Raw genomic sequence first — 7,658 nt, 5'->3', positions numbered from 1 at the left:
CGTCTCGGCCGCGCGGCCGAGGAGTGCGCCGCGGCTCGGGCGGGGGCCGCCGGCCGGGCCCGTGGCGGTTCGGCCGTCGTCGGCCGGCAGCGCCGGCGGGAGTACGAACACCGGAACGTCCCCTTCCAGGCGGGCCCTGCCCAGGCACCGCCGGGAACGACGGTACGAAGGCCCCGGGCCCCGCCTGAAGCCGTCCGTTTGGGGGGCTTGCGCCGGCGGGTCAGCTGCCGTCGAGACTGTCCTCGCGTACCCGCCGGGCCAGGTCGACCTTCGTGTACGCGGGGCGGCCCGCCTGCTGGTACTTGGCCTTGACCCGGTCCAGGTAGTCCTTGGCCGTGTGGACCGTGATGCCCGCGCGCCGGGCGGCCGACTTGAGGGTCAGCCCGGAGGCGTAGTCGAGCAGGATCTCGCGCTCCCGGGGCGAGAGCCGGGGGCGGTCGGGGCTGTTGTCGTAGGCGCAGGCGAAGGCGAGTTCCGTGGAGTGGGCGCCCCGGCCCGCCGCGAGGTCCTTGACGGCCGCGACCAGCGTGGGCAGGTCGTTGTCCTTGGTCAGGTAGCCGTCGGCGCCGGCCCGGACGGCCTCGATGATCCGGGAGCGGTCCGGCACCGTGCTGATCACCAGGACCCGGCTCCCGGCCCGCAGCAGCCGCCGGATGTTGTCGGCCGGGGCGGAGCCGTCCCGCAGCACGAGGTCGAGGAGGACGACGTCGGCCGGGGCGCCCCGGGTCCCGCCGCAGCCGTGCGGAAGCTGCGCCTCCGGCGCGCCCGGTGGCTCGTCCGGGAGCTCCTCGACCGTGGCCGCGGTCACGGTCGCGGTCGCGGCCGCCCCGAGGAGCTCCCCGACGGTGGCGGCGGTCGCCACGAGCCGCAGCTCCGGTACCCCGCCGAGCCAGACCCGCATGCCGTCGAGGAGCATCCGGTCGTCGTCGACCACCGCGACCGTGATCACCCCGGCCAACGCAGTTCCACCCGTACGCCCTCGCCAGGGGCGGTGTCCACGACCGCCCGGCCGCCCACCTCCGCCAGCCGGCCGTGGACCGAGCGGCGCAGCCCGAGGCCGGGCGTGCACTGCCCGGGGTCGAATCCCGGGCCCCGGTCGACGACGGTGACGACCACTCCCCCGCGGCCGTCCGGGTCGGCGGTCGCGGTGAGGAAGGCGTGCCCGGTTCCCGCGTGCCGCCGCACGTTGTTCAGGGCTTCCCGCACGGCGTCGCCCAGTGCGGCGGCGGCCTCGGGCGGTACCTGCGGCAGCTCGTGGTACTGGGCGGTGACCCGCAGTTGGAGGCTCTCCACCGATCGGACCGCCTCCTCCAGCGCCGTCCCGATCTCCCGGTGCTGGACCTCGTCGGCGGTCCGCTGGATCAGCCGGCGCAGGTACGCCGCCTCGCGCGCGCAGCGCTCGCGCACCTCGGGGGCGTTGGCGTCGACGCCGCCGGTCGCCAGGGTGGTCAGGGTGGCGAGGACGGTGTCGTGCAGCGCCCGGTGGTGCTCCAGCCGCTCGGCGTAGCGCGCCTTGTGCGCCTCCGCGGCCAGCGCGCGGGCGTTGGCGGCGTCGAGGAGGCGTCCCTGGCGGAGCAGGTACCACCGGAAGACCCAGGTCATCACGGCCGACGACACCAGCGAGTTGAGATGGCCGAGGACCACGGCCTGGCTCGCGCCGACCAGCTGGTAGCCGACGAAGTGGGTCGCCATGAGGAGCGCGACCGCGGCGACGGCGTGGAGCCGGTCGAGGGCGACGCCCGCGGCGCCGCTCGCCGACCCGCCGAGCAGCATCGCCCAGCCGATCGCGGCGGGTTCGCTCGCGTCGCCCCAGGTGCACAGGGCAAGGGGCAACACGCACCCGGTCACGAGGACGTCCGCCCAGATGTGCCGCCGGTCGAACCAGCCGCGCCGCAGGGCCGCGCCGTAGGTCAGCGCGCTCAGCCCCAGGGCCGCGGCGAGTCCGGCGTACTGCAGGGGGAGGTCCGACCGGCGTTGGGCGACGGCGAGGACGCCGACCGTCAGATGGCTGGCCCGGTAGAGGAGTGTGGCCACCGTCAGGAAGGACTGGGCGCGCTGCAGCCCCGACCCCACCCCGGCCGTCCCCCGCCGTGCCCGTGTGCGCCGTAGCGGTAACGACAGCAATGCCACGACCACCCCTCCCCAGAGCTGCAATTGCCACGGTCACCAGGCATTTTGCCCTAGTCACCGGATGCCGAGAAGGTGCGATCCGGCACGGTCGGCGCCGGATCCGGGCGGGTCCTGCGCGCCAAATCCGGGCTCGTCCTGCGGTCAGGCGAACCGGTAGGTCGTGACGACCGCCGCGTGGTCGGAGGGCCAGTCGTTGCCGGCGACGTCCGGCCAGGGGGCGATGCGGCCGGTCGCCAGGGCGGTGGAGTCCAGGACGGTGAGCCGGGCGCCGGCGTGGAGCACGAAGTCGATGCGGTCCTGGGGCTCCGGCCGGCCGCTGCCGTCCTCGTGGCGCGGGTGGACGGGCGACCAGGTGGTGCCGGGGGCGGCGACCGGGTCCGGATGGGCCTGCCGGTAGGAGTCGTGCAGGCCGGCCCGTTCGCAGGCGCGGGAGACCGGCCAGTCCACCGGCCCGTGCCCGCCGTGCAGTCCGGCGGCGGCGGTCGTCCAGTCCAGGTGGGAGGGGGCGTTGAAGTCGCCGGTGAGCAGGACGGGGGTGCGGTCGGCGGCGGCCAGGTCCGGCGCCATCTCGGCCAGGATCTGCCCGATCTCCCGGACCCGCCCCGACTCCCGCTCGCGGTCGGCCAGTTCGGGCTCGGTCAGGCCCCCGAAGCAGGCGTCGTAGGGCCCGTACGGCGTGTAGTTGAGGTGGGCCGTCCACAGCACCAGTTCGTGCGGGGTGCCGTCGGGGTGTTCGTCGAGCCGGATGCGGGCGCCGGTCGCGCCGTAGAAGCCGACGTCGGGGTCGCCCAGGGTCTGCGTGATCGGGTGGCGGCTGAGGATCGCGAGGTTCTCCCCGGCGCGGTGGTGGAACCAGCCGAGGGCCTCGGCGAGTTCGGGCGCGGCGTGCACCGCGGTCTCCTGGAGGCCTACGACGTCCGCGTCCGCGGCGAGGAGCACCTTCAGCTGCTTGTCGCGGTGGTCGTCGACGCGGCTGCCGCCGAGCCAGAGGTTCCAGCTCATCACCCGGACCCGGTCGAGCGGGGGTGCGTCGGCCGCCGCGACGGGGATGCGGACGGTGAGGTGGGCGGTGGCTCCGTGCGGGTCGACCGCGGTGACCGTGGCGACGGCGGTGTCCCCGGCGGCCGCGGGCGGGGGTGTGCCGTCGAGGGTGCCGTCGGCGCGGACCGTGAGCCAGTCGGGGGCCTCGGCGGCGGCGAAGGTCACGGGGCGGGCGGCGCCCCGCAGCAGGCCCGCGACGGTGGCCGTGAAGGGCCGGCCGGCCCGGGCACGGCGGGTGGTGAGCTCGGGGACCAGGAAGCGGGGTAGCGGGGCGGTGGCGACCAGGGCCCGCAGCCGGTCCGGGGTGGCCTGTTCGAGGGAGTCCAGCACGGTGCGGCCCGGGGCCGGGGCGATGGGGGCGACGGACGGTACGGCGAGGACCTGGCAGCCGGCGGCTTCGGCCGAGGCCACGCCGGTGGGGGTGTCCTCGACGGCCACGCAGGCGGCGGGCGGAACGCGCAGGGCACGGCAGGCCGCGAGGTAGGGATCGGGGCTGGGCTTGGTCAGTGCGGTGTCGTCGGCGGTGACGGTGACGGTGAAACCGCCGTGGCCGGCCTCCGCGAGGGCGGCCACGACGGTCTCGGCGACCTCCCGGGGGGAGGCGGTGACGAGGGCGGTGGGGACGCCCTCGTCGTGCAGGGCGCCGAGGAGGGCCAGCGCTCCGGGCCGGGGGACGACCCGGGTGCGGACCCGCTCGGCGAAGGCCCGGTGCAGCTCGGCGGCGATCGGGCCGGCGGGGGCGCCGCCGAGCCGGGCCAGGTGGCCGGCGGTGTGCTCGACGGGCCGGCCGAGCACGTCCGGCTGGTCGTGCTCGGCGAGGGCGTACCCGAGCCCCTCGGCCACTTCCGCCACGGTGTCCCACCAGAGCTGCTCGGTGTCGACGAGCGTGCCGTCCATGTCGAAGAGGACGGCCTGGAGCGACGCCGGCGGGGCGGGCGTGGGGAGCAGCGGCTTCACGGGGTTCTCTTTCCGGACGCGGGGGGGTGGGTCGTCGGGCGGGGGGGCGGGGGCGGCGCAGGCAGCGGGCAGGGGGTGCGGGTGGTGGGGCGGCGCAGGCAGCGGGTGGTGGTGGGCGGGTCACGGCCCCGGGCCGGTGAGCCGGATCGGGCGGCCGACCGGATCCGGGCCGACCGACCGGATCCGAGCCGACCGACCGGATCCGAGCCGACCGGCCGGATCGGGCGGGCGGGCGGGCGGGCGGGCGGATCGGGCGGGCGGGCGGGCGGATCGGGCGGGGCGGGTGCCTGAGCGGGATCGGCGAAGTCCGGTGCGGTACCGCGCCCCGTCAGGGGCGCGGGGAACTGCGCGACCAGCCCCCACCGGCCGGCGGTTCCATCACCGCACTTCCAGCGGACCGCTTGGCCGGCCGGGCCCGCGGTGCCGGGCCGGCCGGCAGGTCGGCGGCCCGCGAGGCCGCGCGCGTCCCGTCGGCCAGGGCCTGTCGTCAAATTCCCGTCGTCGCCCGAAGGGCGGCCCCGCGGCGTCTGGTGCGTGCTCTCGGCGTGCCGGGCGGAAGCCCTCGTACTGGACGTACTTGGGGTTTCGTCCGGTGCGGCGAGAGTGCGTGCCTGGGGCACTCCCCCAGCCTCCGGCCGGGGGCACCCCCACCCAGCGGTAGCTGGGGGAGCGTCGCGGACCCGGCCATGATCCGCCGGACAGGCCCTAGGCGGTGCGCGGGGCCACCAGCACCGGCCGGTCGGGCAGTGAGAGGCGGACGGCGGCGCCGGCCGTGAGCGCGGCCGCCTCGTGGGCGGGCAGGTCCGCCTTGACCCGGGTGCCGTCGGGCAGGGCGACGGTGAGCCGGACGGTCGCGCCCAGGAAGGAGGTGGCGAGGACCCGGGCCGGCCCGGCGTCGTCCGCGGCGACCTGGACGGACTCCGGCCGGACGAGGACGTCGACCTCGGCGTCGGCGGTACCGGCGGCCTCCGGCGGCGTGCCGTCCACCAGCAGGCGCCGGCCCAGGACCTCGACGCTCGCCGCGCCGGACGTGCCGGACGCGCCGGCCGGGCGCAGGCGACCCGGGATGCGGCTCATGGTGCCCACGAACTCGGCGACGAAGGCGGTGGCGGGACGCGCGTACAGCTCCGCCGGGGTGGCGATCTGCTCCAGCCGGCCGGCGCGCATGACCGCCACCCGGTCGGCCATGGACAGCGCCTCCTCCTGGTCGTGGGTGATGAAGAGGGTGGTGATGCCCAGTTCCTGCTGGAGGCGGCGGATCTCCTCGCGCAGGGTCAGGCGCACCTTGGCGTCGAGGGCGGACAGCGGCTCGTCCAGGAGCAGGACGCGGGGCCGCAGGGCGAGGGCGCGGGCCAGGGCGACGCGCTGCTGCTGGCCGCCGGAGAGCTGGTGGGGGAAGCGGCCGCCCTTGTCGGCGAGGCCGACCAGGTCGAGGAGTTCGGCGGCCCGGGCGCGCCGCTCGGCGGTGCGGACCTTGCGCATGCGCAGTCCGAACGCCACGTTGTCGACGGCGTCGAGGTGCGGGAAGAGGCTGTAGGACTGGAAGACCATGCCGGCGTCGCGGCGGTGGGCGGGTACGCCGGTGATGTCCTTGCCGTCGACGAGGATCTCGCCGGAGTCAGGGGTCTCGAAGCCCGCCAGCATGCGCAGGGCGGTGGTCTTGCCGCAGCCGGACGGGCCGAGCAGCGCCAGCAGTTCACCGGGCCGCACGGTCAGGTCGAGACCGTCGAGGGCGGTGGTGGCGCCGAAGCTGCGCCGCAGGGAGCGCAGTTCGACCGTGGCGGCGGCGGTGGCCGCGGTCTTCTCGGGTGCGGTGAGCGTCATGGCGGGTGTCATTTCCGGTCGGTGGTCGTGGAGGGGGTGCGGCGGCCGCCGAAGCCGGCGAGGAGGAGCAGCAGCAGCCAGGTCACCAGCAGGCTCATGACGGACACGGCCACGGACATCTGGGCCTGCGAGCCGCTGATGTTGACGATCCAGACGGCGAACGGCCGGAAGCCGAGGAGCTGGGCGGTGGTGAACTCGCCGAGGACCAGGGCGAGGGTGAGGAAGGAGGCGTTCAGCAGGGCGCCGCGCAGGTTCGGCAGCACGGCGCGGAGCAGGGCGTACGGCATGCTCGCGCCGCAGCTGCGGGCGGCCTCGACCAGGGTGCGTACGTCGACGGCGCGCAGTCCCGCGTCCAGGGCCCGGTACGCGAACGGCAGCGCCATCACCGCGTACGCGAGGACGAGGACCACCGGGAAGCCGGGGTTCTGGACGGCGACGAAGGTCTGGAAGAGCGGGGTGCGGGAGAGGTGCTCCGGGCCCCACTTGAGGACCGTGCCGATGCTGGCGACGAAGGCGATGGGCGGTACGACCAGCGGGAGCGAGCACACCACCTCGACGACGGGCCGCAGCTTCGGGGCGCTCAGGCGCAGCGCGACGGTGGCGGGGACCATGAGCAGCAGGACCACCGCGACGGTGGCCGCGGCGAGTTCGAGGGAGAGCAGCAGGCTGGGCAGGAAGCCCTCGGTGTCGAGGATGCGCGCGTAGGCGTCGAGGGTGAACCCCTGGCCGGGCACGTCGACGGTGAAGACGACGGAGGCGGCGAGCGGCACCAGGAAGTACAGGGCCGCCACGGCCAGGACGAGGACCCGCCAGGGAGCGGTCGTGGGGGTCAGGCGAGCCATCGGGCGCTCCGTCGTTGCAGGGGCAGGTGGACCGCCATGACCAGGCCCGCGACGAGGACCATGTCGAGGCTGAGGGCGAGGGCCACGTTCTCCTGTCCGACGAGCACGTTGCCGGAGATGGCGTCGGCGATCTGGAGCGTGACCAGCGGGACGGAGCTGCCGACCATGGCGGCGGCGGTGGCGTACGCGGCGAAGGCGCTGCCGAAGAGCAGTACGAGGCCGCCGAGCAGCGAGGGGGCGAGGACGGGCAGGGCGACGTGGTGCCAGTACTGCCGGCCGGTGGCGCCGTTGTTCCGGGCGGCCTCGCGCCACTGGGTGCGCAGGCCCTCCAGGGCGGGGGTGATGGTGAGGACCATGAGGGGGACGAGGAAGTACAGGTAGACGAGGACCAGGCCCCAGAAGTCGTACAGGTCCCAGCCGGCGTCGGTCAGGCCCAGCTTCCGGGTCAGGACGCCGGAGTTGCCGAGGGTGGCGACGAAGGCGAAGGCGAGGGGGACGCCGCCGAAGTTGGCCAGGACTCCGGAGGCGGTCAGGACGGCCTCGCGCAGGGCCCGCAGCCGGGAGGTGACGACGGCCTGGGCGAGGAGGAGGCCGAGCAGGGCGGCGAGGACGGCGGAGGTGGCGGACAGCTTCACGCTGCCGAGCAGGGCGGTGAGGTACGCGCCCTGCCAGGAGGCGGTCAGGTTGTCGAGGCCGTACGCGGTCGAGCCGGTGGCCGGGTCCTTGACGGTGAAGGCGCCGTCGAGCATGGCGACGGCGGGCAGGCCGAAGGCGACCGCGGTGAACAGCAGCAGGGGCAGGACGGCGGGTGCGCCGCCCCGGCGGGCCCGCCGCCCGGGCCGGGCGGCCGGGGCGGTGGGCGCG

At 75.9% G+C, this 7,658-nt stretch carries 6 protein-coding genes; all 6 read right to left on the bottom strand.

What is annotated here, in order from left to right:
* Positions 1-220: 220 nt before the first annotated feature.
* Entirely contained in the window at positions 221-949 is a 729-nt protein-coding gene (locus GPJ59_RS30800) for a response regulator transcription factor (RefSeq protein WP_308120575.1), read from the bottom strand.
* The gene (locus GPJ59_RS30795; protein WP_219671202.1) at positions 946-2,073 is read right to left on the bottom strand and encodes a sensor histidine kinase; all 1,128 of its coding nucleotides are present in this window, start codon (positions 2,071-2,073) and stop codon (positions 946-948) included. The genes GPJ59_RS30800 and GPJ59_RS30795 overlap by 4 nt, the downstream gene beginning before the upstream one ends.
* Before the next feature lie 198 nt (positions 2,074-2,271).
* Positions 2,272-4,128, bottom strand: a complete 1,857-nt coding sequence (locus tag GPJ59_RS30790) for an HAD-IA family hydrolase (protein ID WP_374200959.1) — start codon at positions 4,126-4,128, stop codon at positions 2,272-2,274.
* A 705-nt stretch (positions 4,129-4,833) separates the two neighbouring features.
* On the bottom strand, positions 4,834-5,952 hold the full coding sequence (locus GPJ59_RS30785) for an ABC transporter ATP-binding protein (RefSeq protein WP_219671201.1): 1,119 nt from the start codon (positions 5,950-5,952) through the stop codon (positions 4,834-4,836).
* A gap of 8 nt (positions 5,953-5,960) precedes the next feature.
* Positions 5,961-6,794, bottom strand: a complete 834-nt coding sequence (locus GPJ59_RS30780) for an ABC transporter permease (RefSeq protein WP_219671200.1) — start codon at positions 6,792-6,794, stop codon at positions 5,961-5,963.
* Positions 6,782-7,658: ABC transporter permease (locus tag GPJ59_RS30775; RefSeq protein ID WP_258025173.1), on the bottom strand; the 877-nt coding region annotated here is incomplete at its 5' end. The genes GPJ59_RS30780 and GPJ59_RS30775, both read right to left, overlap by 13 nt.

The organism is Streptomyces bambusae, assembly GCF_019400985.1.
Lineage (GTDB): Bacteria > Actinomycetota > Actinomycetes > Streptomycetales > Streptomycetaceae > Streptomyces > Streptomyces bambusae_A.
The sequence above is the reverse complement of the archived record's forward strand: the minus strand, read 5'-3'. Positions and strand labels throughout refer to the sequence as shown.